The 25,270-nt window shown below is 68.7% G+C and carries 26 protein-coding genes; 6 read left to right on the top strand and 20 right to left on the bottom strand.

Going from position 1 to position 25,270, the window contains the following annotated elements:
* Nucleotides 1-15: 15 nt before the first annotated feature.
* Entirely contained in the window at nt 16-714 is a 699-nt protein-coding gene (locus tag ACWV14_RS06250; protein WP_422085138.1) for a histidine phosphatase family protein, read from the bottom strand.
* Between the two features lie 31 nt (nt 715-745).
* Nucleotides 746-1,387 carry a Yip1 family protein gene (locus ACWV14_RS06245; RefSeq protein WP_454907675.1) on the bottom strand — a complete coding sequence of 214 codons (642 nt, stop codon included), beginning with the start codon at nt 1,385-1,387 and terminating at the stop codon, nt 746-748.
* A 114-nt stretch (nt 1,388-1,501) separates the two neighbouring features.
* Here ACWV14_RS06245 and ACWV14_RS06240 point away from each other — a divergent pair, with 114 nt between their 5' ends.
* Entirely contained in the window at nt 1,502-2,206 is a 705-nt protein-coding gene (locus tag ACWV14_RS06240) for an alpha/beta fold hydrolase (protein ID WP_454907676.1), read from the top strand.
* Here ACWV14_RS06240 and ACWV14_RS06235 read toward each other — a convergent pair whose 3' ends face one another.
* Nucleotides 2,207-3,094 carry a LysR family transcriptional regulator gene (locus ACWV14_RS06235; RefSeq protein WP_454907677.1) on the bottom strand — a complete coding sequence of 296 codons (888 nt, stop codon included), beginning with the start codon at nt 3,092-3,094 and terminating at the stop codon, nt 2,207-2,209.
* Nucleotides 3,095-3,393: 299 nt separating this feature from the next.
* Here ACWV14_RS06235 and ACWV14_RS06230 point away from each other — a divergent pair, with 299 nt between their 5' ends.
* Nucleotides 3,394-5,085: a methyl-accepting chemotaxis protein gene (locus ACWV14_RS06230; RefSeq protein ID WP_454907678.1), complete on the top strand. Its 1,692-nt coding sequence runs from the start codon at nt 3,394-3,396 to the stop codon at nt 5,083-5,085.
* 14 nt (nt 5,086-5,099) lie between these two features.
* Here ACWV14_RS06230 and pxpA read toward each other — a convergent pair whose 3' ends face one another.
* The 6 genes from pxpA to ACWV14_RS06200 are packed head-to-tail and all read right to left on the bottom strand — an operon-like array spanning nt 5,100 to nt 9,401.
* On the bottom strand, nt 5,100-5,840 hold the full coding sequence (pxpA, locus tag ACWV14_RS06225; protein WP_454907679.1) for a 5-oxoprolinase subunit PxpA: 741 nt from the start codon (nt 5,838-5,840) through the stop codon (nt 5,100-5,102).
* Between the two features lie 23 nt (nt 5,841-5,863).
* Nucleotides 5,864-6,862, bottom strand: coding sequence for a 5-oxoprolinase subunit C family protein (locus ACWV14_RS06220; RefSeq protein ID WP_454907680.1), 999 nt, complete (start codon nt 6,860-6,862; stop codon nt 5,864-5,866).
* The gene (pxpB, locus tag ACWV14_RS06215) at nt 6,859-7,521 is read right to left on the bottom strand and encodes a 5-oxoprolinase subunit PxpB (protein WP_454907681.1); all 663 of its coding nucleotides are present in this window, start codon (nt 7,519-7,521) and stop codon (nt 6,859-6,861) included. The genes ACWV14_RS06220 and pxpB overlap by 4 nt, the downstream gene beginning before the upstream one ends.
* Nucleotides 7,522-7,527: 6 nt before the next feature.
* Nucleotides 7,528-8,031, bottom strand: a complete 504-nt coding sequence (coaD, locus tag ACWV14_RS06210) for a pantetheine-phosphate adenylyltransferase (protein ID WP_081269908.1) — start codon at nt 8,029-8,031, stop codon at nt 7,528-7,530.
* Between the two features lie 43 nt (nt 8,032-8,074).
* The gene (locus ACWV14_RS06205) at nt 8,075-8,722 is read right to left on the bottom strand and encodes an RsmD family RNA methyltransferase (RefSeq protein WP_454907682.1); all 648 of its coding nucleotides are present in this window, start codon (nt 8,720-8,722) and stop codon (nt 8,075-8,077) included.
* 43 nt (nt 8,723-8,765) lie between these two features.
* Complete coding sequence (locus tag ACWV14_RS06200) at nt 8,766-9,401, bottom strand: LysE/ArgO family amino acid transporter (RefSeq protein WP_422085129.1); 636 nt, start codon at nt 9,399-9,401, stop codon at nt 8,766-8,768.
* A 78-nt stretch (nt 9,402-9,479) separates the two neighbouring features.
* On the opposite strand from ACWV14_RS06200, the gene ACWV14_RS06195 reads away from it, so the two are divergent.
* A complete protein-coding gene (locus ACWV14_RS06195; protein ID WP_454907683.1) occupies nt 9,480-10,394 on the top strand; it encodes a LysR family transcriptional regulator ArgP in 915 nt (304 codons plus the stop codon).
* Between the two features lie 4 nt (nt 10,395-10,398).
* Here the strand turns inward: ACWV14_RS06195 and ACWV14_RS06190 are convergent, their stop codons facing one another.
* Nucleotides 10,399-11,778, bottom strand: a complete 1,380-nt coding sequence (locus ACWV14_RS06190) for a M16 family metallopeptidase (protein ID WP_454907684.1) — start codon at nt 11,776-11,778, stop codon at nt 10,399-10,401.
* Between the two features lie 14 nt (nt 11,779-11,792).
* On the bottom strand, nt 11,793-13,241 hold the full coding sequence (locus ACWV14_RS06185; RefSeq protein ID WP_454907685.1) for a M16 family metallopeptidase: 1,449 nt from the start codon (nt 13,239-13,241) through the stop codon (nt 11,793-11,795).
* A 29-nt stretch (nt 13,242-13,270) separates the two neighbouring features.
* Here ACWV14_RS06185 and ftsY point away from each other — a divergent pair, with 29 nt between their 5' ends.
* The gene (gene ftsY / locus ACWV14_RS06180) at nt 13,271-14,530 is read left to right on the top strand and encodes a signal recognition particle-docking protein FtsY (RefSeq protein WP_454907686.1); all 1,260 of its coding nucleotides are present in this window, start codon (nt 13,271-13,273) and stop codon (nt 14,528-14,530) included.
* Nucleotides 14,531-14,613: 83 nt separating this feature from the next.
* Here ftsY and ACWV14_RS06175 read toward each other — a convergent pair whose 3' ends face one another.
* The 3 genes from ACWV14_RS06175 to ACWV14_RS06165 all read right to left on the bottom strand — a co-directional run bounded on the left by ACWV14_RS06175 (nt 14,614) and on the right by ACWV14_RS06165 (nt 18,337).
* Complete coding sequence (locus ACWV14_RS06175; RefSeq protein WP_454907687.1) at nt 14,614-15,606, bottom strand: hypothetical protein; 993 nt, start codon at nt 15,604-15,606, stop codon at nt 14,614-14,616.
* Nucleotides 15,607-15,798: 192 nt separating this feature from the next.
* Nucleotides 15,799-17,565 (bottom strand): ATP-binding response regulator, encoded by a 1,767-nt coding sequence (locus ACWV14_RS06170; protein ID WP_454907853.1) that lies wholly within the window; start codon nt 17,563-17,565, stop codon nt 15,799-15,801.
* A gap of 46 nt (nt 17,566-17,611) precedes the next feature.
* Complete coding sequence (locus ACWV14_RS06165) at nt 17,612-18,337, bottom strand: response regulator transcription factor (RefSeq protein WP_454907688.1); 726 nt, start codon at nt 18,335-18,337, stop codon at nt 17,612-17,614.
* Between the two features lie 185 nt (nt 18,338-18,522).
* Between ACWV14_RS06165 and ACWV14_RS06160 the strand changes: the two genes are divergently transcribed.
* Both ACWV14_RS06160 and rpoH read left to right on the top strand, forming a co-directional pair.
* Entirely contained in the window at nt 18,523-18,987 is a 465-nt protein-coding gene (locus ACWV14_RS06160; protein ID WP_454907689.1) for an Mpo1 family 2-hydroxy fatty acid dioxygenase, read from the top strand.
* Between the two features lie 98 nt (nt 18,988-19,085).
* Complete coding sequence (gene rpoH, locus ACWV14_RS06155) at nt 19,086-20,027, top strand: RNA polymerase sigma factor RpoH (protein ID WP_454907690.1); 942 nt, start codon at nt 19,086-19,088, stop codon at nt 20,025-20,027.
* 47 nt (nt 20,028-20,074) lie between these two features.
* Here the strand turns inward: rpoH and ACWV14_RS06150 are convergent, their stop codons facing one another.
* The 6 genes from ACWV14_RS06150 to ACWV14_RS06125 are packed head-to-tail and all read right to left on the bottom strand — an operon-like array spanning nt 20,075 to nt 25,264.
* Complete coding sequence (locus ACWV14_RS06150) at nt 20,075-20,899, bottom strand: DNA alkylation repair protein (protein ID WP_454907691.1); 825 nt, start codon at nt 20,897-20,899, stop codon at nt 20,075-20,077.
* 13 nt (nt 20,900-20,912) lie between these two features.
* Complete coding sequence (locus tag ACWV14_RS06145) at nt 20,913-21,530, bottom strand: SCO family protein (RefSeq protein ID WP_422085097.1); 618 nt, start codon at nt 21,528-21,530, stop codon at nt 20,913-20,915.
* A gap of 13 nt (nt 21,531-21,543) precedes the next feature.
* Entirely contained in the window at nt 21,544-22,449 is a 906-nt protein-coding gene (gene cyoE / locus ACWV14_RS06140; RefSeq protein ID WP_454907692.1) for a heme o synthase, read from the bottom strand.
* On the bottom strand, nt 22,446-23,687 hold the full coding sequence (locus tag ACWV14_RS06135; RefSeq protein WP_454907693.1) for a COX15/CtaA family protein: 1,242 nt from the start codon (nt 23,685-23,687) through the stop codon (nt 22,446-22,448). The genes cyoE and ACWV14_RS06135 overlap by 4 nt, the downstream gene beginning before the upstream one ends.
* 37 nt (nt 23,688-23,724) lie before the next feature.
* The gene (locus ACWV14_RS06130; protein ID WP_454907694.1) at nt 23,725-24,405 is read right to left on the bottom strand and encodes a hypothetical protein; all 681 of its coding nucleotides are present in this window, start codon (nt 24,403-24,405) and stop codon (nt 23,725-23,727) included.
* Nucleotides 24,392-25,264 carry an SURF1 family protein gene (locus ACWV14_RS06125; protein WP_454907695.1) on the bottom strand — a complete coding sequence of 291 codons (873 nt, stop codon included), beginning with the start codon at nt 25,262-25,264 and terminating at the stop codon, nt 24,392-24,394. The genes ACWV14_RS06130 and ACWV14_RS06125 overlap by 14 nt, the downstream gene beginning before the upstream one ends.
* Nucleotides 25,265-25,270: the final 6 nt, after the last annotated feature.

Below are 25,270 nucleotides of genomic sequence, written 5' to 3'. Positions count from 1 at the left end.
GCGGGCGGGGGACGCTCAGTCCTTGTTCTTCAGGTGCCGCGTCTGGTCGTAGGTCGGCTGCGGCGGCAGGTCGGCCAGATGGCGCGTGTCGGCCCAGTCGACGATCTCGATCTCTTCGGGCCTTGCGGGGTCGGCAATGCGGATGCGGTTGAAGCCCGCGTTGGGGATCTCGCTGCGGCGCGGTCCGCTCAGGCTCAGGCCGCGCGCGGTGCGCCACACCATGTCGAGCACGCCGCCGTGGGTGACGACGATCAGGTACTGGCCCTTGTGCGCGGCGGCGATGTTGCCCAGCGCCGCGATGATGCGGGTGTGGAACTCGCGCGGCGTTTCGCCCTCGGGCATGGCGTGGTCCTCGCGGAACTCCAGCCACTCTTCCCAGGCGCGCGGATGCTGGCTCTGGATCTCGTCGGAACGCATGCCCTCGGCCACGCCGAAGAACTGCTCGCGCAAGGCCGCCGAGGTGACCACCGGCAGCGACAGCTGCTGCGCGCCGGGTGCCGCGGTCTGCTGCGCGCGCATCAGGTCGCTGCTCAGGATGTGCTGCACCGCGGTTTCGCTGGCCAGCCGCAGGCCGAGGCGGCGGGCCTGCTCATGGCCGATGTCGTTGAGCGGGACGTCGGCATGGCCCTGGAAGCGCAACTCGCGGTTCCAGGCGGTCTCGCCGTGGCGGATGAGGATCAGGTCGGTGGTGGAGTCGGGTTTGGGCGTGGGCATTGCGCCCATTTTCCACGCTGGGCGTGACGGCTCAGGCGTTTGCCGCAACCAGCTGTTGCAAGGCCGCCACCGCATCGGCGGGCGAGGCCGCGCCCAGTCGCATGGGCGACGGCGTGAGCAGCGCCAGCACCCAGCCGATGATGCCGCCGCCGACGATGGCGCACACCACCACCACGGCCGTGTACGGCACCGCCTTGTCGGGTGGGCAGCGCATGAGCACGGGCAGGCCGGTGTAGAGCAGGTAGATGCCGTAGAGCGCCGCGAGCGCGCCGATGATCGACAGCGACGGCAGCAGGCTGAACACGCCGCCCACGAAGGCCGCGGTGCTGGCATAGGCCGACAGCTTGAGCGCGCCGATCTGGCTCCTCGTGCCTTCGAAGGTCGGCGCCATCGCGTCGATGATGAGCGCGAGCACGAACACCATCACCAGCGACAGCACATAGCCCACGACCATGTGCGCGAGCCCCGAGACGATCGGCACGCGGAAGCTGATGCCGAAGGCGCCGATGCCGATGAGCGAAAGGCCGATGAAGCTCGCCACCGCCGGTATCAGCGCGAGGATCATCACGTAGTTCCTGTAGAGCGATGCGGGGTCGGCCGGCTCGGCATCGATCACCGGCCAGGTCGCCTTGGGCTTGAGCAGGATGGACTGCACGCGTTCGACCAGATTCATTTTTCGGAGTCCTTCGACATGTACCGCAAAGTATGTCGACCGAAGACTGCCGTGGCTGCTGGCCATGAAGCCTATGACGTTACGCCGGTGGCCATGATCGCGCAGAATCCACCCATGCCAAATCTAGTCCTGCTGCCCGGCCTCGCCTGCGACGAGCGCATCTGGGAAGCCCAGATCCCCGCACTTCCCCCCGCCTTCGACACCCGCGTGAGCGACGCCCAGCGGCACAACGGCACCATCGAGGGCATGGCCGCCGCGGTGCTGCGCGACAACCACGGCCCGCTGGTGCTGTGCGGCGCGTCGATGGGCGGAATGGTCGCGATGGAAGCGGCCCGCCAGGCGCCCGACCGCATCGCCGGGCTCGCCCTGCTGGGCACCAGCGCACGGCCCGAGACGCCCGAGATGTTCACGCTGCGCGAAGGCGCCATCGAGTACTTCGAGCGCGGCGAGTTGCGCGACGTGATAGAGCCGAACGTCTACTTCGCCTTTCATCCCGCACAGGCGGCCGATGATGTGCTGGTGCAGCGCTACCTCGACATCGTGCTTGGCGCGGGCGCGCAGCAGCTCATCAGCCAGAACCGCGCGGTGATGCGGCGGCCCGACGCGCGGCTGCACCTGGGCTCGGTGCGCGCGCCGGTGCTGCTGATGTGCGGCGACGACGACAAGCTCGCGCCGCCCGAGTGCACCCGCGAGATGGCCGCGCTGCTGCCGCAGGCCGAAGTGGTGTGGGTGCCCGCGTGCGGCCACATGCTGACGATGGAAAAGCCCGAAGTCGTCAACGCCGCATTGAACGGCTGGCTCGCGAAGCACTTCGCCTGATCAGCGCCTGGCGGTCTTGCCGCCGAACTTGGCCACCGCGAACTCCACGAACGCCGAAGCCGCTTTGCGGATCTGCTGGCGGCTCGGGTACAGCAGCGACAGGCTGACCGAAGGCTGGCCGTACTCGGGCAGCACGCGCTGCAGGTGTCCCGCATCGAGTTCGCTGCGGATCAGCACCTCGGGCAGCAGCGCAATGCCGAGCCCCTCCACGGCCGCATCGCGCAGCAGACCCATGGCGTTGGCGCTGAACCGGCTCTGCACCTCCAGGCGGACCTCGCCGGCAGGGCCCACCACGCGCCATTCGCGCTGGCTCTGGCTTGGTGAACTGCGCAACATGAGCCCGTCGTGCGAGGCCAGGTCCTCGGGATCGCGTGGCGTGCCGCGCAACGACAGGTAGCCCGCGCTCGCAACCAGGAAGACCGAAGTCGTCGTGAGCAGGATCGCGACCAGGCGGGAGTTCTCGAGCTTGCCCGCGCGGAACGCGATGTCGATGCCGTCGCCGATCACGTCGGCCAGCGCGTCCTGCGCGAAGATCTCCAGCCGCACCTTGGGATGCATGGCACGGAACTCCCCGATCCAGCCGAGGGGAAACCAGTCGAAGAAGTCCGATGGCGTGGCGATCCGCAAGGTGCCGCTCACCATGCCCACGCCGTCCAGCACTTCGCGGGTGACCTCGCCGATGGCGCTGAAGTGCGCTTCGCAGCGTTGCACCAGCAGCCGCCCCGCCTCCGTGAGCACGAGGCGCCGCGTGGAGCGCTGCATGAGCCGCACCCCCAGCTGCTGTTCGATGTTCTTCACCCGGCGGCTCACCGTGCTGGCGGGAACGCCAAGGGCCTTGCCCGCCAGCGCGAAGCTCCCGAGGCGGGCCACCTGCAGAAAGAGAGCCAACTCATTGAGGTCCACGAATGACCGTCTGCCAAAACTCAACAAGCTCAATTTCGAATTTCCGGAAAGAACGACAAGGGCGGACATCATCGACCGAACGGATTGCGCAACGGGCGCCTGCAAACGCCAACAAACGCGCTTCCGCAGGCATTCATGAACTTTATGGAAGTGTTAAGTGCAAAAAAACCTCTAATCCCTTCGTCCGCCGCCGTCGATAGAAAACAGGTCGTGCGTTGTACAGAAAAAGGCAAGGCCGCTTGCAGCGCACAGGTGTCCTTTCGTCGTCAACTTCCTCCACTACCGTGAAAAATCTGAAAATCAGTGCGCGCCTGGGTCTTGTGTTCGGACTGCTGCTGCTCCTGCTGGCAGCCGTCGCCTTCGTGGGCATCAATCGCCTTCACTACCTGGACGCCACGACCACGCGCATCACGTCCAACATCTCGCCCAAGATCGAAGCCGCGCGCGAGATGTCTTATCAGGCAGCCGACGTGACGCGCATGACACGCAACCTGATCCTCGTAAAAGACGAGGCCCTCAGGGCCACCAACAGGCAGACGCTGGAACAGTCGAGGGCCGAGACCGACCGGCAGATGGCCATACTCGACAAGCTGGTGGACAACGACCGCAGCCGCGAACTGCTGGCCGCCCTGAAGACCCGCCTCGCCGACTACCGCTCCTTCACCAACGCGGTGGCCGAACTGGCCATGGCCAATCGCCCGGAAGAAGCCACGCAGATGCTCTTCGGCGAGCGCAACAAGACCCAGGCCGCATACCTGGCCGCCTTGCGGGATATGGTCGAGTTCACGAGCGGGCAGATGAACCAGGCCTCGGCAGCGGCCAACGATGCCGCCGAGACCGCGGTCGACATCATGGTCGCCACTTCGGTGCTTGCCGCCATCGTGGGCATCCTGTCGGCATGGCTGATCACGCGCTCCATCACGCGTCCGCTCAACCGTGCCGTCGCGGTGGCCGACCGCGTCGCCCAGGGCGACCTCGGCGAGGCGATCGAGGTGCAGTCCACCGACGAGACCGGCCGCATGCTCACCGCGCTGCAGCGCATGCAGGAAAGCCTGGCGCGCACCGTGGGCCTGGTGCGCGGCAACGCGGAAGGCGTGGCCAGCGCCAGCGCACAGATCTCCCAGGGCAACGAAGACCTTTCCTCGCGCACCGAGGAGCAGGCCAGTTCGCTGGAGCAGACCGCGGCCTCCATGGAAGAGCTGACCTCCACCGTGAAGCAGAACGCGGACAACGCCCGCCAGGCCAACCAGCTGGCCGTGTCGGCCTCGGAAGTGGCGCTCAAGGGCGGCGACGTGGTGGGCAAGGTGGTCGAGACCATGGCCTCCATCGATGCGTCGTCGCGCAAGATCGTCGAGATCATCGGCGTGATCGACGGCATTGCCTTCCAGACCAACATCCTGGCGCTCAACGCCGCGGTGGAAGCAGCGCGCGCCGGCGAGCAGGGCCGGGGCTTCGCGGTGGTGGCCGGCGAGGTGCGCAACCTGGCGCAGCGCTCGGCCGCGGCAGCCAGGGAAATCAAGGATCTCATCGGCGACTCGGTCAGCAAGGTGGACGCCGGCACGGCGCTCGTCGGCGAGGCGGGCCGCACGATGGACGACATCGTGGGCAGCGTGCGCCGCGTGACCGACATCATGGGAGAGATCACCGCCGCGAGCCAGGAGCAGACCTCGGGCATCGAGCAGATCAACCAGGCCATTTCGCAGATGGACCAGGTCACGCAGCAGAACGCGGCGCTGGTGGAAGAAGCCTCGGCCGCGGCGGCCTCGCTGCGGGACCAGGCGGGCAACCTGCTCCAGGCCGTGAGCGTGTTCAAGCTGGACGACCGCCATCAGGGCGCCGTGCTCGTCGCACCGGTCATCAAGCCCAAGGCCGGCAAGGCGAAGACGCCAGCGCCTCTGCCCGTCCGCGCCCGCGTGGCGGCCGTTGCGGCGGCGCCCAAGCTGGCGATGGCCGAAGGCGAGTGGGAACGGTTCTGAGCGGGCCCTGAGCGTTAGGCCGCCGACCGCACCGCGATGCCTTCGGCCTGCAGCCGTTCGCGGATGCGGCGCGCGAAGGCCAGGGCATGGGCGCCATCGCCATGCAGGCACACGGTCTGCGCATTGACGGGCACCGCGCTGCCGTCGATGGCCGTCACGCGGTGGTCCCGCGCCATCGAAAGCGTCTGCGCAATCGCGCGCTCTTCGCTGTCGATGAGCGCGCCGGGCTCGCTGCGCGGCACGAGGCTGCCGTCGGGCATGTAGCCACGATCGGCGAACACCTCTTCGACGGGCTCCAGGCCGGCACGGCGGGCCGCGTCGATCATGCCGCTGCCCGCGAGGCCGAAGAACTTGAGCGTGGGGTCGAAGCGGCGAACCGCCTCGCACAGCGCGTCGGCCAACTCGGGCTCCTTCGCCGCCTGGTTGTAGAGCTGGCCATGGGCCTTCACGTGCGACAGCTTGCCGCCCTCCGCCTTCACGATGGCCGCCAGCGCGCCGATCTGGTAGAGCACGTTGGCCACGATCTCGTCGGGCGGCAGGTGCATGGTGCTGCGGCCGAAGTTCTCGCGGTCCGGAAAGCTCGGGTGCGCGCCGATGGCCACGCCGTGGCGCATGGCCCAGCGCACGCACTGCTGCATGGTCTTGGCGTCGCCGGCGTGCCAGCCGCAGGCGATGTTGGCGGAGCTCACGAGCGCGAGCAGTTCTTCGTCGCTGCCGGCGCCTTCGCCGAGGTCTGCGTTGAGGTCGATGTGCATGGGGCGTTTCCTTTGCGGAAAGTCTATGCCCTGCCCGGCCAGCCTGCAGCGGCCAACCCCTGCGCCACCTGCGCAAGATAGCGCTGCTGCTGCGCCCACGCGGCCAGCGCCTGCGGCTGGTCGACCTGCACCAGCCGCAGCCTGCCGCCCAATGGCGCCTGTGCCAGCTTCCACAAGTCGGCGCGGATCACCACGCCGATGCGCGGGTAGCCGCCGGTGGTCTGCGCATCGCCCATCAGGATGATCGGCTGGCCCGACGGCGGCACCTGCACCGTGCCGGGAATGACGCCCGACGACAGCATGTCGCCGCCGCGCTTGCGCTTGAGTTCGGCGCCCGCAAGGCGGCTGCCCATGCGGTTGCTTTGCGGCGTGATGCGCCAGGGTTCACCCCACAGCAGGTCGCGCGCGGCCAGGGTGAATTGCTCGAACTCGGGGCCGGGCAGCACGCGCAAGGCGATGGCGCCGTCGGCTTCCGCGGGGCCCCAGTCCGGGCCGCGCAGACCGAAGGGGCGGCGGGCGAGTTGCGCGGCGTCGAGCCTGGGCGTGCCCAGCGGCAGGCGGTCGCCCTTGCGCAGCGGGCGCCCCTGGTGGCCGCCGAAGCCGGCCTTCAGGTCGGTGCTGCGCGAGCCCATGATCTGCGGCACGTCGATGCCGCCCGCCACCGCGAGCCAGCTGCGCAGTCCGGCCTTCTGCGCACCCGGCGCGTTGGCGCCCGAGAGCTTCAGGGTCTGGCCGGCCGCCACCGGCACGCTCCAGCAGGGCCGCAGCGGCACGCCGTCGAGCGTGGCCGTGAAGTCGTCGCCAGTCAGCGCGATGCGCGTGGCGGCTTCGAAGCGCAGTTCGCAGCCGCCCATGGTGAGTTCGAGGCCCGCGGCGCCGTCGGCGTTGCCCACCAGCCGGTTGGCCAGCGTGAGCGAAAGCACGTCCAGCGCGCCGCCGGGGCAGATGCCGAGTTGGCGATGGCCGTGCCGCCCCAGGTCTTGCACCGAGGCGAGCACGCCGGGTTTCTGCACGACGATCATGTCTGCACGCTTTCCGCGACGAAGCGCACGCGGTCGCCGGGGCGCAGCAGCGTGGGCGATGCGGCCGTGGGGTCGAACAGCTCGAGCGGGGTGCGCCCGATCAGTTGCCAGCCACCGGGCGACGCCAGCGGATAGATGCCGGTCTGCTCGCCGCCGATGCCGACCGAGCGCGCCGGCACCGCGGTGCGCGGCTCGGCCCGGCGAGGCGTGGCGAGTTCGGGTGGCAGCCCGCCCATGAAGGCGAAGCCCGGCAGGAAGCCGAGCAGGTAGACGATGTATTCGCCCGCGCTGTGGCGCCGCACCACCTCGGCCGGCGTGAAGCCGGTGTGGGCCGCGACGTCGGCCAGGTCGGGCCCGTGCTCGCCGCCATAGGCCACGGGGATCTCGACCAGCCGGCCCAGCGCGCCACCGGCCGGCAGCTTCGGCCAGGCCTCCAGCACATGGGCCGTGAGCGTGTCGAGATCGATCGCGGTCGGGTCGAAGGTCAGCGTGAGGTTGTTCATGCCCGGCAGCGTCTCACCGACGCCGGGCCATTGGCGCGCACGCTCGGCAAGCGCCCAGATGCGCTGCTGCTGCGCCAGCGTGGCGGGCGCAGGCAGCTCGCACAAGAGCGCTGCATCGCCCAGAAGATGCAGCCGTGGCGGCGGGGTGCCGCTCATCGGGGTTTATTCACGGCCGAGGCTGCGAACCTTGGCGGCCAGCTGCTGCTCCACGTTGGGGGAAACGAACTTGTGGACCTCGCCGCCGAGCATGGCGATCTCGCGCACGAAGGTGCTGGAGATGAACTGGTACTTGTCGCTGGGAGTCAGGAACACGGTCTCGACGTCGGGCATCAGCGAACGGTTCATGCCCGCGAGCTGGAACTCGTAGTCGAAGTCGGTCACGGCGCGCAGGCCGCGCACCATGGCCTTGCCGCCGCGCGCGACGACGAAGTCGCGCAGCAGGCCGGAGAAGCTCTCGACCGTGACCTGGTCGCTGTAGGGCTTCACCGCCTCGCGGGCCATGTCCATGCGCTCGGACAGCGTGAAGAGCGCCTTCTTGTGGTGACCCGCCGCGACGGCGACGATCACCTTGGAGAAGAGCTGGGTTGCGCGCCGCACCACGTCCTCGTGACCGAGGGTGATGGGGTCGAAAGTGCCGGGGTAAACCGCGATCACGTTGCTGGCCATGGTTGCTTCTTCCTCATGCTGCCGATGCGGCTTGTTCGGCGGATTATGCAGTCCCCTCCGGGGCCGGCCGAAGCAGATGGGCATGCACGGCGCCGGCCTTCAGGTAACGGAAGCCGACGAGGCCGAAGGCGGCGAGCTCTTCGTCGCTCCAGCGGCGCGGCGCCTCGAGGTACACCGAGCCTCCCGCACGCAGCGCGCGCGCGGCGGCGCGCAGGGCCGGCTCGTAGAGCGCGGTGCTGTCGAAAGGGGGATCGAGGAACACGGCGTCGAGGCTGCCGGCGGGCGTGCGCTCCAGCGCGGTCACGCCGTTGCCGCGCTCGATGCGCACGGCCTCGGCCGACAGCTTGGCCTTTGCGGCCTGCAGTTGAGCGACCAGCGCCGCGTCCTGCTCGCACAGCAACACGTTCGCGGCGCCGCGCGAGGCGGCTTCCAGGCCCAGCGCGCCGGTGCCGGCGAAGGCGTCGACGCAGTGCCAGCCCGGCAGTTCGCCACCGCCGGCACCGGCCAGGCTTGCGAGCCAGTTGAAGAGGGTTTCGCGCACCCGGTCGGGCGTGGGGCGCAGGCCGGGCTTGTCGGCCACGGCAAGGCGGGTGCGCTTCCATTCGCCGCCGATGATGCGAACCTCGCTGGGCTTCGATGGGCGCTTGGTTGCGGCGGGACGGGCGGCTGGGGCGGCTTTCTTCTGGGGCATGCGGCGAGCTTAACGCCCGGCGCCCCTGGCCTCGGAGCCCGCTTCAGAGCCCGCTGAAGGCGCGATGGGCCAGCATGGCGGCCAGCAGGAGCATGGTGCCGCCGATGAGCCCGTCGAGCATCTGCCAGGCGCGTGGCCGGGCGAACACCGGCGCAAGCAGGCGCGCACCGAAGCCCAGCGAGGTGAACCACAGCGCGCTGGCCGTGGCCGCGCCCGCCACGAACCAGACCTTCAGCAACCCCGCGTACTGCGCCCCGGCACTGCCCACGAGCAGCACGGTGTCGAGGTAGACGTGCGGATTGAGCAGCGTGAAGCCCGCAGCCTGCGCGACCACGGCCGCGCGCGACAGCGACACGCCCTGCGCGCTGGCCTGCAGCGCGGCCGGCCGGCGCGAGCGCCAAAGCGCCTTCAGCCCGTAGCCGCAAAGAAAGACGGCGCCGAGTGCCGCGAGCACGGTGGCCAGCATCGGGCGGCCCTTCAGCGCCTGCGCCATGCCGGCCACGCCGGCGCCGATCAGCAAAGCGTCGCTGGCCGCGCAGAACAGCACCACCGCGCCCACGTGCTCGCGGCGCAAGCCCTGGCGCAGCACGTAGGCGTTCTGCGCGCCGATGGCGACGATGAGGACCAGGCTCATGAAGAGCCCGTTGGCGAAGGCGGGGGTGGCTTGTACGGCTTGCATGGTCCGAGCTTGCGGCCTGCACACGGTTAATTCAAACTAAACCTTCTAACGCCAATTCAGTTTTACTTCATCGCCATCATGCTCGACTATGCCGCCCTGAACGCCCTTGCAGCCGTCGTGCGCGAGGGCAGCTTCGAACGCGCGGCCCGCGCGCTCCACGTCACGCCGTCGGCGGTGTCGCAACGCATCAAGCAGCTCGAAGAGCGCACCGGCGGCGCATTGCTCGTGCGCGGCCAGCCCTGCGTGGCTACCGAAGCTGGGCTGCAGCTGTGCCGCCACGTCGAGCGCGTAGGCATGCTGGAGCACGAGCTGCGCGACGCCCTGCCCGCGCTGGGCATGGGCAGCGGCGAGGCCGGCGACGAGCGGCTGACGGTGCGCGTGGCCGTCAACGCCGACAGCCTCGCGACGTGGTTCATCGCGGCAGCGGCAGCCTTCACGGCGCAGGCGCAGACGGTGCTGCTCGACCTCACGGTGGACGACCAGGACCACACGGCCGAACGGCTGCGCAGCGGCGCGGTGCTGGCGGCAGTGACCGCGCTGGCGAAGCCGGTGGCAGGCTGCAACAGCGAGGCACTGGGCACGATGCACTACGTGGCGGCCGCGAGCCCCGCATTCGTGCGCGACCATTTCGCCAAGGGCGTGGGTGCGCGCACGCTGGCGAGCGCGCCGAGCCTGGTGTTCGACCGCAAGGACCGGCTGCAGGCGCGCTGGGTGCGGCGCATTTGCCACCGCAATGTCGAGACGCCGCGGCACTGGGTGCCCTCTCCCACCGCTTTTGTCGAAGCGGCTTGTGCTGGCATGGGCTGGGGCATGCATCCGGCCAGCATGGTGGCCGAAGCCATCCGGGAAGGCAGGCTGGTGGAGCTGGTTCCCGGTTCGACGCTGCCAGTGCCGCTCTATTGGCAGCAGGCGCGCGCGGCGCCGCGCCTGCTGGAAAAACTGGGCTCGGCGGTTCGCGCAGCCGCCGGCCAGGGGCCGCACGCCCTGGCCTAGTCGCTTACTGCTGCGCCTTGGCGGTGGCCTGGGCGGGCTTGCCGCCCACCACTACCGTCACCATGCGCTCCGGCTGCAGCTTGCGCTGGAACGCGGCCTTGATGTCGGCCGCGGTGACCGCGTTCATGCGCGCGGTCCAGGTGTCGAGATAGTCCAGCGGCAGGTCGTGCCAGGCGATGTTGGCCACGTTGCCGATCAGCTTGCGGTTGCTGTCGAGCAGCAGCGGGAAGCCGCCGATCACGTTGTCCTTGGCGGCCTTCAGCTCGCTGGCGGTCGGGCCTTCGGCCACGAACTTCGCGAGCACTTCGCGCGACACCTTCACCGCTTCCTCGGCCTGGTCGGGCCGGGTCTGGAAGCCGATGCGGAACGCGCCCGCCTCGAGCCCCGGCGCGAAGCCGCTGTAGATGCTGTAGGTGAGGCCGCGCTTCTCGCGCACCTGGTCGGTCAGGCGCGACACGAAGCCGCCGCCGCCGAGCACGTAGTTGCCCAGCGTGAGCGCGAAGTGGTCCGGGTCCTTGCGCGGATAGCCGGGCTGGCCGATGAAGACATGGGCCTGTGCCGAGTCGAACGGAATGCGCTCTTCCCTAGGCGCGGTCAGCGCGGCCACGGGCGCGATGGCCGGCAGCGGTGTGCAGGCCTCCGGTCCGGGCAGGCGCGACAGCAGCGTGTTGGCGAGCGTCTCGGCCTCGGCGCGCGTGACGGCGCCGACGATGCTGAGCTTGGCGCGGCACGGCACCATCAGCTGCTCGTAGCGCTGGCGCATGGCGGCAGTGTCGATGCGCGCCAGCGTTTCCTCGGTCACTTCCTGGCCGTAGGGATGCGTGCCGTACACCGTCTGCGCGAACGCGCGGCCCGCAATGGTCGCGGGCTTGGTGTTGGCCTCCTTGATGGCGGCGTTGATGCGCTCGCGCTCGCGCTGCCACACGTCGTCGGGGAAGGCCGGCTCGCCGATCTCGCGCGAAGCCAGCGTGACGGCCTTGTTCAGCAGCGCCGGGTCGGACAGCGTGCGCAGCGAATAGCTGGTGCGGTCGGTGCCGGCGCTCACGTCGAAGCTGGCGCCCAGGTCGGCCCAGGCTTCGCCGAGGGCATTCTGGTCGAGCGCGGGCTCGCCGCCCTTGCCTGCGCGCACGCCCTTCTCGACCATCGCGGCCGTCGTGCTGGCCAGGCCGGCCTGCGGGGCTGGGTCGCGGCGGCTGCCGGCATCGAAGTCGACCTGCATGTCGACGATCGGCAGCGCGTTGGTCGACACCAGATAGATCTTGGCGCCATTGGCGAGCGTCCAGTGCTGTATGGGCAGCGCGGCATGCGCGCCGGTCATGCCCGTGAGGGCCACCACGCCTGCGAACAGCAGGGCGTGCGCGGTTTTCTTGAGAGTCTTCGTCATGGAATCTGGACCTTTCAGCGCAGCTCGCCCGCGGGCGCAGCGAAGCCGCGGCCGCGCTTGGCCTCGGGCGGCAGGGGCCGCAGCGTGGCGACCGTGAGCTGGTCGTCGCCGAAGTACTTGGCCGCCACGGCCTGCACCTGCGCGGCCGTGACGGATTGCAGCCGGGCGACGATGCGCTCGCTGGCGTCCAGCGGCAGGCCCTGGATCCAGTTGCTGCCGAGTTCGCGCGCCTGCGCCATCACCGAGTCGCGCTTGTAGGTTTCGCTCGCCACCCATTGGGTCTTGACGCGAGCCAGCTCCGCTTCGCCCACGCCGTCCTTGGCGATGCGCGCCACCTGCGCGCGCAGGGCGGCCTCGACCGCCTCCGCGCTCTTGCCGGCGGCCGGCACGCCTTCGAGCACGAAGAGCTGCGGGCCGCGGCCGATGAAGCCCGCATAGGCGCCGGCCGAATCGGCGACACGGTCGGGGCCCTGGGTGAGCGCGCGGTCGAGCCGGGCGCCGGCATAGCCGTCGAGCACCGCGGACAGCACCACCAGCGCCCAGGCGTCGCTGTTCAGGTCGTCGATGTTCGCGATCTGCGGCACGCGGTAGGCCAGCGACACATAGGCCTGCTCGGCGGGCGCCTTGAATTCGAGGCGGCGGATGCCGCGCTGCACCGGCTCCACGCGCGGCTTGCGCACAGGCAGGGCGCGCGACGGAATGCGGCCGTAGTACTTCTCGGCCATCGCGCGGACCTGGGCCACGTCGACGTCGCCGGCCACCACCAGCACGGCGTTGGCGGGCACGTACCAGCGCTGGTGGAAGTCGCGCACGTCGGCCGGGGTCATGGCGTCGAGGTCGCTCATCCAGCCGACCACGGGGCGGTGGTAGGGCGAGGCGATGAAGACGGCCGCGTTCTGCTGCTCGCCGAGCAGGGCGCGCGGCTGGTCTTCGGTGCGCAGGCGGCGCTCTTCCTTGACGACTTCGATCTCGCGCTTGAACTCGTCGTCGGGCCATTGGTTGTTGGCGAAGCGGTCGGATTCGAGCTTCATCACCTGCTCGAGGCTGCCGACCGGAATCTGCTGGTAGTAGCCGGTGTAGTCGCGGGTGGTGAAGGCGTTTTCCTGGCCGCCGAGGGCCGCCACGCGGCGCGAGAACTCGCCGGGCTTGATGTCCTTGGTGCCCTTGAACATCATGTGTTCGAGCGCATGTGCGACCCCGGAGGTGCCGTCGACTTCGTCGAGGGAGCCGACCCGGACCCAGACCATCTGCACCGCCGTGGGCGAGCGCCGGTCGGGCTGGACGATCAGCGTCATGCCGTTGGCCAGGGTGAATTGCTGGGGTCCCGGCGCAGCCGCGGTAGCGGCGGATGAAGCGGCGGGGGCCGGAGTGGACTGGGCCTGCGCAGGCATGGCCCACGGCGCCACGAGCGCCATCGCCAGCACCGCACCAGACGCAGCACGGCGTGGCGGGAGGTGTTTCATAGAATGGGTCGGATTGTAAAAAGCTCCTGATGTTCAGTTTCTTCAAGAAAAAACCGCCTGCCGATGCCCCGGTCGCGCCGGCACCCCCTCCGGCGGCCGCGCCAGCGCCTGCCCCTGAGCCTGCGCCCACGCGCTCGGTGTTCTCGCCTTCGAGCTGGTTCGGCTCGAAGCCTGCCGCGGAGGAAACGCCTGCCGCGCCTGCGCCTGCGCCGGCCCCTGCTCCAACGCCTGCTCCGGCACCAGCACCGGCAGCCCCTGCACCGGTCGTCGCAGCGCCGGCGCCAGCCCCGGTGGTGGCCGCGCCCTCTCCGGCGCCGGCACCTGTCTTCGCTCCCGCGCCAGCCCCGGCACCCGCACCCGCCCCGGTCGCTGCAGCGCCGGCGGTCCCCGAGCGCAAGAGCTGGCTCGACAAGCTCAAGACCGGCCTGCGCAAGACCGGCACCGGCATCCAGGCCGTGTTCGTCAACGCCCAGATCGACGACGCGCTCTATGAAGAGCTCGAATCCGCCCTGCTGATGGCCGACACCGGCGTCAAGGCGACCGAGTACCTGCTCGAAGACCTGCGCGGCCGCGTCAAGCGCCAGATGGCCACTGACGCAGCCCAAGTCAAGGTCCTGCTGGCCGAGGCGATCGCCGACCTGCTCAAGCCGCTGGAGAAGCCGCTGGTCATCGGCCAGTTCACGCCCACCGTCATCATGGTGGCCGGCGTCAACGGCGCGGGCAAGACCACTTCCATCGGCAAGCTCACCAAGCACCTGGCCACCGAAGGCGCATCGGTGCTGCTGGCCGCCGCCGACACCTTCCGGGCTGCGGCACGCGAGCAGTTGCTGGTCTGGGCCGACCGCAACACGGTCGAGATCGTGAGCAACGAGGGCGGCGACCCCTCCGCCGTGAGCTTCGACGCGGTGAATGCCGGCAAGGCGCGCGGCAAGGACGTGGTGCTGGTCGACACGGCCGGCCGCCTGCCGACGCAGCTGCACCTGATGGACGAGCTCAAGAAGATCAAGCGCGTCGTCACCAAGGCCGACGCCACGGCGCCGCACGAGGTGCTGCTGGTGATCGACGGCAACACCGGCCAGAACGCGCTCGCGCAGGTCAAGGCATTCGACGAGACGCTGGGCCTCACGGGCCTGATCGTCACCAAGCTCGACGGCACGGCCAAGGGTGGCGTGCTGTGCGCCATTGCGCGCGAACGGCCGATCCCGGTGTACTTCATCGGCGTGGGCGAGAAGCTGGAAGACCTGGAGACCTTCGACGCACGCGAGTTTGCGCAGGCCCTGCTCGGCTGAGTCGTCCGCGTTCCAATGAAAAAACGGCCCCGGCTTGCGCCAGGGCCGTTTCTCTTTCTTCTTCTCTTCTCCCCCTCGCCGGGTCAGAGACCGAACGGCGATGTCGGCATGCACAGGGCGGGCCCCGTGCAATTGCTGGCCTTGTAGTAGTAGTTGCGCGTCTGCGAGTTCACGGCCATCGGACCGATGAGGGCGAAGCCGTCCGCACCCACCGTGTTCGACTGCTCGATCTCCTCTGCCAGCGTGTCCTTCGGAACCAGCGCCTGGTAGGTGAAGGTGCTGGACTGCGAAAGGTCCTTGGCGAAGATGTTCCCGAAGCTGTACGGTCCCCGGAAGCGGAAGCCGCGAGCGCCCGCCTCTTCGAACTGCGCCAGGGTCGCGTCGACGTCGGATGCGTCGTCCTTCACTTCATAGGCGAACGTGGAATTGCCCACCGAACTCTTCTCGAACACCGCGACCATCGCCGAGCCGAACCCATAGGCCGGCGCGGTATTGAAGTAGCCCTCAGCGCCCTGCGCGTTGGCACGGGTGATGAACTCGGACCTGCTGGCCGCCGCGGCCTCGGTGCGGTAGGTGTAGGTGGCGTCGGTACCGCTGTCCTTGCGGTAGATCATCACCGGCACGTTGTTCACGCTGCTCGCGCCGGCCCAGCGATAGCCACGCCCGCCTGCTTCGTTGGCCTGGGCCACGAAGGCATCCGCGTCCGCAGGAGCCGCCTTCGTCTCGTAGACATAGGTGATGTCGCCCGTCTTGTAGTAGACGTTGGCGCCGGCCCCGGATTGGGCCGCCGTCAACGCGCCAAGGAACCTGAAGCCCTTCGCGCCTTCGGTGTTCAGGTCGTTCAGGAAGGCCGCGCCATCCGCCGGATATGGCACCTGCTCGTACAGGAAGGTGCTGGTGGCCGGTGCCGGCGCCGGCGCGGGGGGCTCCGCGGGCGGCGGAGCGGGAGCGGGGGGTGGGGGCGGAAGAACGCCGATGGGCGCAAAGCTGTTGCCATCGTTGCCGCCGCCACCGCAAGCCGCCAGGGCAAGCGTCGCCGCGACTGCTGCGGCTACTGCCGCGAGTCTGAACTTCATTGGGGAAAAACCTCCGGAATCCATGTGTTGTGAGCGCACTGGCAAAGAATCGGAGGGGTGTCCGAAGCGCCAGGGCCCCGCTAAGTTAAAGCGCCACCACGGTATTCACCAGTGCCAAAAGTCACGACATCTGTCGACTACGGAGCACATTGGCATCCAATTAATACCAATAGGCTCAGAAATCGCCACGGACTAATGGATTGCCACAAGCTCCGCCATCGCCCGCAGCAACGATTCAGCAGCCACCGGCTTGAACAGCACCGGCACGCGTGACTCGCGCACGCGCTGCAGCCGGTCCGGCGAGGTTTCGCCGGTGATGAGCAGCAGCGGCGTGGCCGTCGTGCCCTGGTTTGCGCCCTGGCTCAGGCGCAAGCCCGCGTCGAGCCCGTCGGCACCGTCGGCCAGCCGGTAGTCGCACAGGAGCAGATCGAACGGACGGCCTTCGGCGGCAGCCTGCTTCAATGCCTCGGCCGCAGCCTCCTCGCTGTCGACGGCGTGCGCATCGACGGCATGGGAGCGCAGCAGTCCCACCATGGCCTCGCGGATTTCCAGTTCGTCGTCGAGCAGCAGAACGCGCCCGGGCAACGCGGATTCGGGGTTGCCGCCACGCCGCGCCGACGCTGTCCCCGCAACGGAGGCCGATGTGGCCGCGGCCCGTGCCGGCCCCTTCACAGCAGGCACCACCACGCGGAAGAAGGTGCCCCGCCCCGGCCGCGAATGCATCTGCACCGGATGGCCGAGCAGCCGCGACAGCCGCTGCACGATCGACAGCCCGATGCCCAGGCCCCGCGAACGGTCTCGGCCCGGATTGTTGATCTGATAGAACTCCTCGAAGATCCGGCTCGACTGTTCGGGCGCGATGCCGATGCCGCTGTCGCGCACCTCGATCCACACCGCTTCGCCGCGGTCGCGCGCAGTCACGGTCACGCCGCCGCGTGTTGTGTATTTCAGCGCGTTGTCCATCAGGTTGGACAGCATGCGGTGCAGCAGTTGCGGGTCGCTGTGCACCCACAGGCCGCTGGCGAGCACGCGCAGCTGCAGTTGCTTGTGTTCGGCCCGGGCCGCGAAGGTGTGGTTGAGCGGCAGGAACAGCGCGTCGAGCTGCACCGGCTGCGGCACCGGCGTGACCACGCCGGCATCGAGCCGCGAGACGTCGAGCATGGTGTCGAGCGATGCGCCCAGCGCATTCACCGCGCGCATCAGGCGCTCGGCATTGCGGCGCTCGGGGCGGTCGCGCAGTTCGTTTTCCAGCGCGGCGCCGAACAGCGCGATGGCATGCAGCGGCTGGCGCAGGTCGTGGCTGGCGGCGCCGAGAAAACGCGTCTTCTCTTCGCTGGCGCGTTCGGTGGCGGCGATCTGCTCGCCCAGCCGCGCGGCGAGCGCCTCGTTCTCGAAGCGCAGCAAGAGCGACTCGGTGAGCAGCTTGTGCTGGCCGACGCCCGCGTGCAGCGTCAGGAGCAGGTAGGCCGCGCCGGCCGCCGCCAGGAACAGGTGCAGGCCGTCGCCCTGCCAGGCCAGCGCGGTGATCATGCCCAGCGACATCGGCATCGTGTAGCCGAACAGCGCCGGCTTCAACGGCCAGAGCGACTGCGCAGCGCGCGCGCAGCTGCCGACGATCACGGCCATCAGCAGCGAAGTCATGGGCAGGTTTTCGTGCGGCACGATGAGCCAGGGCACCACCGCCGTGACCATGCTCACCAGCGTGACCATGCGCGAGATCTTGCGCGCCCAGTAGGCGCTTTCGCGCGCCGGCCGCTCGGGCGTCCAGCGTGGCGTGAAGAGCACGTAGACGTCGGCGATCAGCAGCGCGGCGAGCCAGAACAGCAGGCTCGGGTCTTTCAGCTGCGAATAGATGATGGCGCCGAACACCAGCACGAACGCCATGTGCGTCAGCGTCGAGACGATGTAGGTGCTGTAGACCGAGGCGATGCTCTCGCGCAGCACCCGCTGGCCGAGCATGTAGTCGGCGGACGGCTCGCTCGGCGCTACGGTCGGTGCGCTCAACTCAGTGCAGGGTGCTGATCAGCTGGGCGCGCGAACGCATGCCGAACAGCAGCAGGATGGTAGAGACATGGTTTTTTACGGTGCCTTCGCTCAGGTTCGCGAGCTGCGCGATTTCCTTGTTCGCCTTGCCTTCGAGCACCCATTGCAGCACCTGCATCTGGCGCGGCGTGAGTTCCTGCCAGGCGCTGGCATGGGCGAATTCGGCATGGCCGACGAGCGGCCTGGACACGGCCGGCGGCGGGGGTTCGGCGGCGCCGGGCGCCGAGGGGTCGAGCAGGCCGCAGGCGCGGATGAAGCTCACCACTTCCTTCAGGTCGGCCGACTTGGGCAGGAAGGCGGCCGCGCCCAGCGCCAGCACGCCCTGCGCCAGCGTGCTGTTGCCGGTGCCCGAGAGCACCACGATGCGCGCGTCGGGAAAGCGCTGGCGGAAGTCGGCCAGGCCGCTCAGGCCTCGCGTGTCGGGCAGCGCCAGGTCGAGCAGCACGAGGCCGATGGACGCCTGGTGGGTTTCGTAGAGCACCAGCGCGTCGGCCACGTTTCCGGCCTCGAAAACCTCGATGTTCGCGCCGGAGGACGCCGCCTGCGCCTGGACCAGCGCACAGACGCCGAGGCGCAGCAGGTCGTGGTCGTCCACGACGAGGATCGCGGTGGGTGGAGGGGTGGAGGTGGGCGTGCCAGCCTCGGCGGCCGGCTGAGGGGGCGTGGGTGAGGTGTCAAGGGAAGCCACGCGTTTGATCTTAGCGGCGCGACGGCGCGATGAAAGTGCCCAAAGTCATGCTTTGCGTGCGCCTGTAATGCTTTCAAGCTACTTTTTTGATAGCAAATACACATCGGAAGCGCTCTTGCCATCGGGCTTTTCCGTGTGCACCATCGAAGTTCCGCCGCATCGAACGGCGCCCACGGAGACAAGCCATGACGCACACTGCCGCCGCCCCGCTCGAATCGAGCGACCGCAAGGTCGACCGGCTGCTCGCCCACTACGAGGAGAGCCACCGGAACCCGACCAACGAACTGATCCATTTCGTGGCCATCCCGGCCATCATGCTGAGCATCGTCGGGCTGCTGTTCGCGATCCACCCCTGGGTGGCTTATGTGTTCGTGGCCGCCAGCCTCGTGTACTACGCCCTGCTGCGGGCGCCGGCCTTCCTGCTGACCATGGCCGTGCTGACCGCCATCGCCCTGGCGCTGGTCCATGCGATGGGCGGCCTTGTATTGCCGGTTTCAGCCGCTATCTTTGTAGTGGCTTGGATCTTTCAGTTCGTAGGCCACAAGCTGGAAGGCAAGAAACCTTCGTTCTTCGAAGACATCCAATACCTCTGGGTCGGCCCGCTGTTCGTTCTGTCGAAGCTGTTTCTAAAGCTGGGCATACGCTGGTAGCCTGGGGCTATCAGCGCGATAGAAACTCAAGGGAACCCTTGGTTTAGCACTCCCTCTAACCGAGTGCTAATATGGCCAACACAAAGGAGTTTCCCCTGATGACAACCCTGTCCGGAGTCTCTGCCAACCAGCTGGCCGTCGCCAACCCATGGTCGATGGTTCCCCCGCTGGGCAACCTGGATGCTTATATTTCGGCCGCCAACCGACTGCCGCTGCTCACGCTCGAAGAAGAGCAGGGCTTCGCACGCAAGTTGCGCGACCACAACGACCTCGAATCCGCTGGCGCGCTCGTGCTGTCGCACCTGCGCCTCGTGGTCTCCATCTCCCGCCAATACCTGGGCTACGGGCTGCCGCACGGCGACCTGATCCAGGAAGGCAACGTCGGCCTGATGAAGGCCGTGAAGCGTTTCGACCCCGACCAGGGCGTGCGGCTGGTGAGCTACGCCATGCACTGGATCAAGGCCGAAATCCACGAGTACATCCTGAAGAACTGGCGCATGGTCAAGGTCGCGACGACCAAGGCCCAGCGCAAGCTGTTCTTCAACCTGCGCTCGATGAAGCAAGGCTTCAAGGCCGACTCGGCCGCGGCCGACAACGGCACGCACCGCGACACGCTGAGCCCAGACGAGGTGTCGCAGATGGCGACCCGGCTCAACGTCAAGCCTGAAGAAGTGCTCGAGATGGAAACCCGCCTGTCGGGCGGCGACGTCATGCTCGATCCGGGCCCGTCGGACGACGGCGAAGAAGCCTTCGGTCCCATCGCCTACCTGGCCGACGCCACGCAGGAGCCGACCGCGCTGCTCGAATCGCAGCAGCGCGACCGCCTGTCGAGCGACGGCATCGCCACGGCGCTCGAAGCGCTGGACGACCGCAGCCGCCGCATCGTCGAAGAGCGCTGGCTCAAGGTGAACGACGACGGCTCGGGCGGCATGACGCTGCACGACTTGGCGGCCGTGTACGGCGTGAGCGCCGAGCGCATTCGCCAGATCGAAGTCGCCGCCATGAAGAAGATGAAGAAGGCCCTCTCGGACTACGCGTAAGCCTCCCTCTTCCCAGAATGAAGAAAGCCCGGTCGCCCGGGCTTTTTTCATTTGGAGAGCGTGCGCATCGCACGTTTAGCGATGTAGCGGGTTTCAGGCGTGTCCGACTCGGCCAGCCACCGCGCGCAGAGCCTGTCGACCCACTCGCCCTGGCTCTTGCTCGCATCGTTGAGCCAGTTGGCCACCGAGTTCTGCACGTAGCGGCTCGGATCGGCGCGCAGCGGCTCCAGCAGCGGCAGCGCGCGCCAGGGCTCGGTCTTGAGCGCCTCGATCTGGGCACACCACACGCCGCGCGGCCGCGTGAGTTCGCTGGCAAAGCGGCGGATGTTGGGGTCGGCATCGAACACCCAGGGCTGCAGCAGCGCGAGTGCTTCGTCGAGCGAGGCGATGACCGCGTCGCGCACCGCCATCCAGGCGATCTCGCGCACGCCGAAATGCGGATCGGCGGCAAAGCGGCGCACGGCCTCCAGTTGCCGCGGCAGCGGCAGGCCCGAGAGCGTGACCCACTGCGCGGCCCAGCAGCGCGCCACGTCGCTCGGATGCGTGGCCAGTCTGTGGGCGACGGCGTCGCGCTCGGCATGCAGCGCCGCGAGGTCGTAGAGCGCGCGGGCGATGTGCCCGTGCCGCTGCATCGGCTTGAACGCCGCCAGCATCGCGAGCGTGTCGGCCAGCCGTTCGCTCTGCACGTCGAGCCCGATGTGCCCTGCCACGCTGCGTGCCAGTTGCGGCAGCTCCAGCGCCATGAATTCGTTGAGGTTGACGGTCTCGAGCAGCCCGTCGTTGAGCGCGCTCAGCACTTCCGGCGGAATCAGCGCGATTCGGAAGGCGCCCTTGCGCGCCTTCAGGTGCTCGACCGAGCCCACGGCTTGCATCCGCCTGCCCCGCTCAGGAAGCGATCAAGGTCTTCAGGTCCGACACCATGGCCGGCACGCCGGCGCCATAGCGTGCGTAGAGCCGCAGGCGGCCCTGGGTGTCGTACACGTAGCTCGCGGCCGAGTGGTCCATCGAGTAGCTGGTCGGCGTCTTGCCCTCGACCTTCTTGTAGTAGACCTTGTAGTCCTTCGCGAGCGCGACCAGCTCGTCGGCGGTCGGGATCAGCGCCACGAAGCTCGGGTCGAACGCACCCATGTAGGCCTTGAGCACCTCGGCCGTGTCGCGCGCCGGATCGACAGTGACGAACAGCACCTGCAGCTTGTCGCCGTCCTTGCCGAGCTGCTGCTTGATCTGCGCCATCTCGGTCATGGTGGTCGGGCAGACGTCGGGGCACTGTGCGTAGCCGAAGAACATCACGACCACCTTGCCCTTGAAATCGGCCATGGTGCGGACCTTGCCGTCGGCGTCCTTCAGCGAGAAGTCTTTCGCGTAGTCGGCGCCGGTGATGTCCACCGCATTGAAGCTCTGCTTCTGTTCGCTGCAGGCGGAAAGCCCCAGGCCCAGGGTCGCGGCAACGCCCACCCAGCCGGCGCTTCCGGCGATCAATCTGAGAGCGTTCCGCTTGTTCATGGAAAAGACGTGTTCAGTGGATGTAGTGATCGACGAGCAGCGCCAGGAACAGCACGCTCAGGTGGATCAGCGAGAAGCGAAAGGTCTTTCGCGCCAGGGTGTCGGAGTAGTTGCGCCACAACGCGAACGCATAGCCGGTGAAGCCGATGCTCACGGCCACGGCCACCGCCAGGTACAGCCAGCCGCTCATGCCGTAGATGAAGGGCATCAGGCAGGCCGCGAACAGGATGAAGGTGTACAGCAGCACCTGCAGCCGCGTGAACTCGTTGCCGTGCGTGACCGGCAGCATCGGCAGGCCCGCTTTGCGGTAGTCCTCGACGCGGTAGAGCGCCAGCGCCCAGAAATGCGGCGGCGTCCACAGGAAGATGATGAGGAAAAGGATCAGCGCCTCCGGGCCCACGTCGCCCGTCATCGCGGCCCAGCCCAGCACGGGCGGCATGGCGCCCGATGCACCGCCGATCACGATGTTCTGCGGCGTCAGCGGCTTGAGGATCACGGTGTAGATCACCGCGTAGCCGACGAAGGTGGCAAAGGTCAGCCACATGGTCAGCGGATTGACCGTGAACCACAGCAGCGCCGAGCCGACGGCGCACAGCACCGCCGAGAAAACCAGCGCCTGCAGGTCGCTGAGCTGGCCGCGCGCGGTGGGGCGCCACGCGGTGCGCTTCATCTTGGCGTCGATGCCCTTCTCGACCAGGCAGTTGAACGCCGCCGCCGCCCCCGCCACCAGCCAGATGCCGACGCAGGCCAGCGCGCCGCGCTGCACGTCGGCCCACGACGGCATGCCGGGCACGGCCAGCACCATGCCGATGAAGGCGCAGAACACGATCAGCTGCACCACGCGCGGCTTGGTCAGCGCGTAGAACTGGCGCAGCACGTTGGCGGTGCTGCTTTGCTGAACGGAAATCGGGGTACTCACGCGGCGGCCTTCCTCTGGTTGTTGTTGTCGCGACCGGTTGCATTGTCACTGGCGCGCGCCATGCGTGCCTCGGGCACGGCGCGCCGGCTCTCGCACAGCGCCCACGTCAGCACCACGGCCAGCGCCGCGGCGCCGCCGGTGTGCAGCACGGCCGCCGCCAGCGGCCAGCCGAGCAGCACGTTGCCCAGGCCAGTGGCCAGCTGCAGCAGCGCAAGACCCGCCAGCCAGCGGGCCTGCGGTTTCAGTGAGCCGATGCGGCGCAGGCGCCATGCCAGCACGCCCAGCGCGACGAAGACGGCATAGGCCATCAGCCGGTGCGCATAGTGAATGGCGGTGAGCGCCGAAAAGTCGAGCGGCTGGCCTTCGCCAGTCACGCCGAGGTGGCGCCAGATCTCGAAGCCCTGCGCGAAATTCATCGGCGGCCACCAGCTGTCCTGGCAGGTCGGGAACTGCGTGCATGCGAGCACCGCATAGTTGGTGCTGACCCAGCCGCCGAGCGCGATCTGCAGCACCAGCAGCACGGTGGTCGCGATGAGCCCGTTGCGCAGTGCCGGCGACACGGCAGTGGGCAGCCGCTGCGTCGCGCTCTGCTTGTAGCGCACCGCCTGGATGCACAACAGCGCCAGCAGCACGATGGCGCCCATCAAATGCATGGTGACGATGGCCGGGAACAGCTTCCAGGTGACGGTCAGCGCGCCGAATGCGCCTTGCAAGCTCACACCCAGAAGCGTCGCCGTCGGCCACCAGGGATTCAACACGGCTTGTGCAGTGGCCGGCGGAGGCTGCGGCGCGCTACCGGACTTGGGTCCGATGGAAGGCCACCAACGCACCAGCCAGGTGGCCACGGCCAGGACGAGGATCAAGAAGCCGACGCCCGTTGCCAGGTATCGGTGAACCATCTCGACCCATGCCTTGCCATGGGTGACCGGACCGGTCGGCTGCGCACTCTGCGCCATCGCGATCTCGTGGCGCGCGCCGTGCGGGCTGGCGTTGCCGTAGCAGCCGGGCCAATCGGGGCAACCGAGGCCCGAATCGGTGAGCCGGGTGAAGGCGCCGAACAGGGTCAGGTCGAAGGTCAGGAACAGCGTGAGCACGGTCAGCGCATGCAGCCGGCGCGCCGGGCCCGCGCCTGCGTTGCGCCGCCAGACCCAGAGCAGCGGGCCGAGCGCGATCAGCACGCCCGCGGCCATGAGCCACGCGATCGGCGTGAGGTCGTAGAGCGAGCTCGTCGTGTCCATGCTGTGCTGCTTGTCTGTCTATCTGTCTGCCGGCCTGTCAGCGGTCCGGCTTGTCCCACGACGCCGAGGCGCGCAGCAGGCGGTCGAGGTCGCGCTTGGCGCGGCTGGCGCCCGCGGCGTCCATGCGCGCCGGGAAACGCATCATCCAGTGGCCCATCGGGTCGACCACGTAGAGGTGTTCGGCCAGCGTATGGCCCGACACGGGAACCAGCCACTTGGCCAGTTCGTCGGCCGGCACGCGCAGCACGGTCGCGCCGTGCAGGCCGTTGTTCAGGCGTTCGGGCACAGGCGCGGCGTCGCTCACGAGCCAGACGCGGTCCATGCGGTCTTTTTCGCGGCCCAGGCTTTCTCGCAGTTGCCGCTGCAGGTAGAGCTGCTGCTCGCACAGCGCATCGCACGCGGCATCGGCCACCGCAACCAGCAGCCATTGCCCCTTGAGGGTGGCCAGGTCGACCGGCGCGCCATTGCGATCGGTGGCAATGAACTTCGGCAGCTCGCGCTGCGGATCGATCAGCTCGCCGTAGACGCTGCGCCCCTCGGGCCGGATCACGTAGTAAGTGAAGTACGAAGCGATGACCGGCGCCGCGCACATCAGCATCACCGCGATCATCTTCCAGCGCCCGACGACCGTGCGCCGGCCCTCGGCGCCGTCGAGTGCCTGGTTCGGCGACGGCATCGAATGGACCGTCAGGCCCAGCGGCTCGTCAGAAGCGGCCATCGCGTGCGCGGCGTCTCGCGCGGCGGAAGGGTGTGATGAATTGGAACCAGACATAGAGGATGACGACGAGGGCCGACAGGCCGAACCACTGGAATGCGTAACCGTAGTGCCTCTCGAGGCCCAGCGCCGGGGCCGGCCAGTCTCGCTGCAGCCCCTCGGAGGCCGGCCCGGTCTGCTGCAGCGACACGTCGGTACGCAGCGGCATCTTGGTCTCGGCGCGAAAGGCCTCCAGGTCGAGATTTTGCCGGATGGGCGAATACCCTTCGGCGGCCGGTGTCGGCGCGGCTGGCGCGGCCGGCGTGGCGGCTTCCGGCGTCGCCGCTGTTGCGGGCGCGGCTGCCGGTGCCGCGGGGGCGGGAGCGGACGTACCCAGTTCCAGCAGATGGCTCGGCGGCGGCTCGATCAGGCCCGTGACCTCCACGATGCCTGCCGGCGTGTCGACCGCGCCCAGCTTCGTGCGGTCGACGAAATTGCGCTGCACCCAGCCGCGCTGGACCATCACCGTCTGCTCGGTGCCCTCGAGCGCGAACGGCGTCAACACGTAGAAGCCGGGCACGCCGTGCATCTGGCGGTTGTCGAGGTACACGGTCTGCGGCGTGAGCCAGAGGCCGCGCAGGCGCACCGGGCGATGCAGTTCGTCGGAAGGCTGCTGCAGCGCCAGGAACTCGGCCTGGGTCAACGGGGGCTTCTGCTTCTGGGCATCGATGCTGGCCTGGAGCGCCTCTTTCTGCGCGGCGCGCGAGAGTTGCCAGCGGCCCAGCGAAACGGTGGCCGCCAGCGTCAGCACGGCGGCGATGGTGATCAGCCAGAAACGACCGGGACGGCGCCGGTCTTCGGAATACAGGGGTTGGGGAGTCACTGGAGG

Source organism: Variovorax durovernensis (assembly GCF_977011995.1).
This window is presented reverse-complemented; position numbering and strand designations above follow the sequence as displayed.

Bases quoted from the DNA above. Each gene is read 5' to 3' on its own strand.
- ACWV14_RS06250 (WP_422085138.1), bottom strand. From the start codon at position 714: ATGCCCACGCCCAAACCCGACTCCACCACCGACCTGATCCTCATCCGC.
- ACWV14_RS06245 (WP_454907675.1), bottom strand. From the start codon at position 1,387: ATGAATCTGGTCGAACGCGTGCAGTCCATCCTGCTCAAGCCCAAGGCG.
- ACWV14_RS06240 (WP_454907676.1), top strand. From the start codon at position 1,502: ATGCCAAATCTAGTCCTGCTGCCCGGCCTCGCCTGCGACGAGCGCATC.
- pxpA (WP_454907679.1), bottom strand. From the start codon at position 5,840: ATGCACATCGACCTCAACGCAGACCTCGGCGAAGGCGCCGGCAGCGAC.
- ACWV14_RS06220 (WP_454907680.1), bottom strand. From the start codon at position 6,862: ATGATCGTCGTGCAGAAACCCGGCGTGCTCGCCTCGGTGCAAGACCTG.
- pxpB (WP_454907681.1), bottom strand. From the start codon at position 7,521: ATGAGCGGCACCCCGCCGCCACGGCTGCATCTTCTGGGCGATGCAGCG.
- coaD (WP_081269908.1), bottom strand. From the start codon at position 8,031: ATGGCCAGCAACGTGATCGCGGTTTACCCCGGCACTTTCGACCCCATC.
- ACWV14_RS06205 (WP_454907682.1), bottom strand. From the start codon at position 8,722: ATGCCCCAGAAGAAAGCCGCCCCAGCCGCCCGTCCCGCCGCAACCAAG.
- ACWV14_RS06200 (WP_422085129.1), bottom strand. From the start codon at position 9,401: ATGCAAGCCGTACAAGCCACCCCCGCCTTCGCCAACGGGCTCTTCATG.
- ACWV14_RS06195 (WP_454907683.1), top strand. From the start codon at position 9,480: ATGCTCGACTATGCCGCCCTGAACGCCCTTGCAGCCGTCGTGCGCGAG.
- ACWV14_RS06190 (WP_454907684.1), bottom strand. From the start codon at position 11,778: ATGACGAAGACTCTCAAGAAAACCGCGCACGCCCTGCTGTTCGCAGGC.
- ACWV14_RS06185 (WP_454907685.1), bottom strand. From the start codon at position 13,241: ATGAAACACCTCCCGCCACGCCGTGCTGCGTCTGGTGCGGTGCTGGCG.
- ftsY (WP_454907686.1), top strand. From the start codon at position 13,271: ATGTTCAGTTTCTTCAAGAAAAAACCGCCTGCCGATGCCCCGGTCGCG.
- ACWV14_RS06175 (WP_454907687.1), bottom strand. From the start codon at position 15,606: ATGAAGTTCAGACTCGCGGCAGTAGCCGCAGCAGTCGCGGCGACGCTT.
- ACWV14_RS06170 (WP_454907853.1), bottom strand. From the start codon at position 17,565: ATGCTCGGCCAGCGGGTGCTGCGCGAGAGCATCGCCTCGGTCTACAGC.
- ACWV14_RS06160 (WP_454907689.1), top strand. From the start codon at position 18,523: ATGACGCACACTGCCGCCGCCCCGCTCGAATCGAGCGACCGCAAGGTC.
- rpoH (WP_454907690.1), top strand. From the start codon at position 19,086: ATGACAACCCTGTCCGGAGTCTCTGCCAACCAGCTGGCCGTCGCCAAC.
- ACWV14_RS06150 (WP_454907691.1), bottom strand. From the start codon at position 20,899: ATGCAAGCCGTGGGCTCGGTCGAGCACCTGAAGGCGCGCAAGGGCGCC.
- ACWV14_RS06145 (WP_422085097.1), bottom strand. From the start codon at position 21,530: ATGAACAAGCGGAACGCTCTCAGATTGATCGCCGGAAGCGCCGGCTGG.
- ACWV14_RS06135 (WP_454907693.1), bottom strand. From the start codon at position 23,687: ATGGACACGACGAGCTCGCTCTACGACCTCACGCCGATCGCGTGGCTC.
- ACWV14_RS06130 (WP_454907694.1), bottom strand. From the start codon at position 24,405: ATGGCCGCTTCTGACGAGCCGCTGGGCCTGACGGTCCATTCGATGCCG.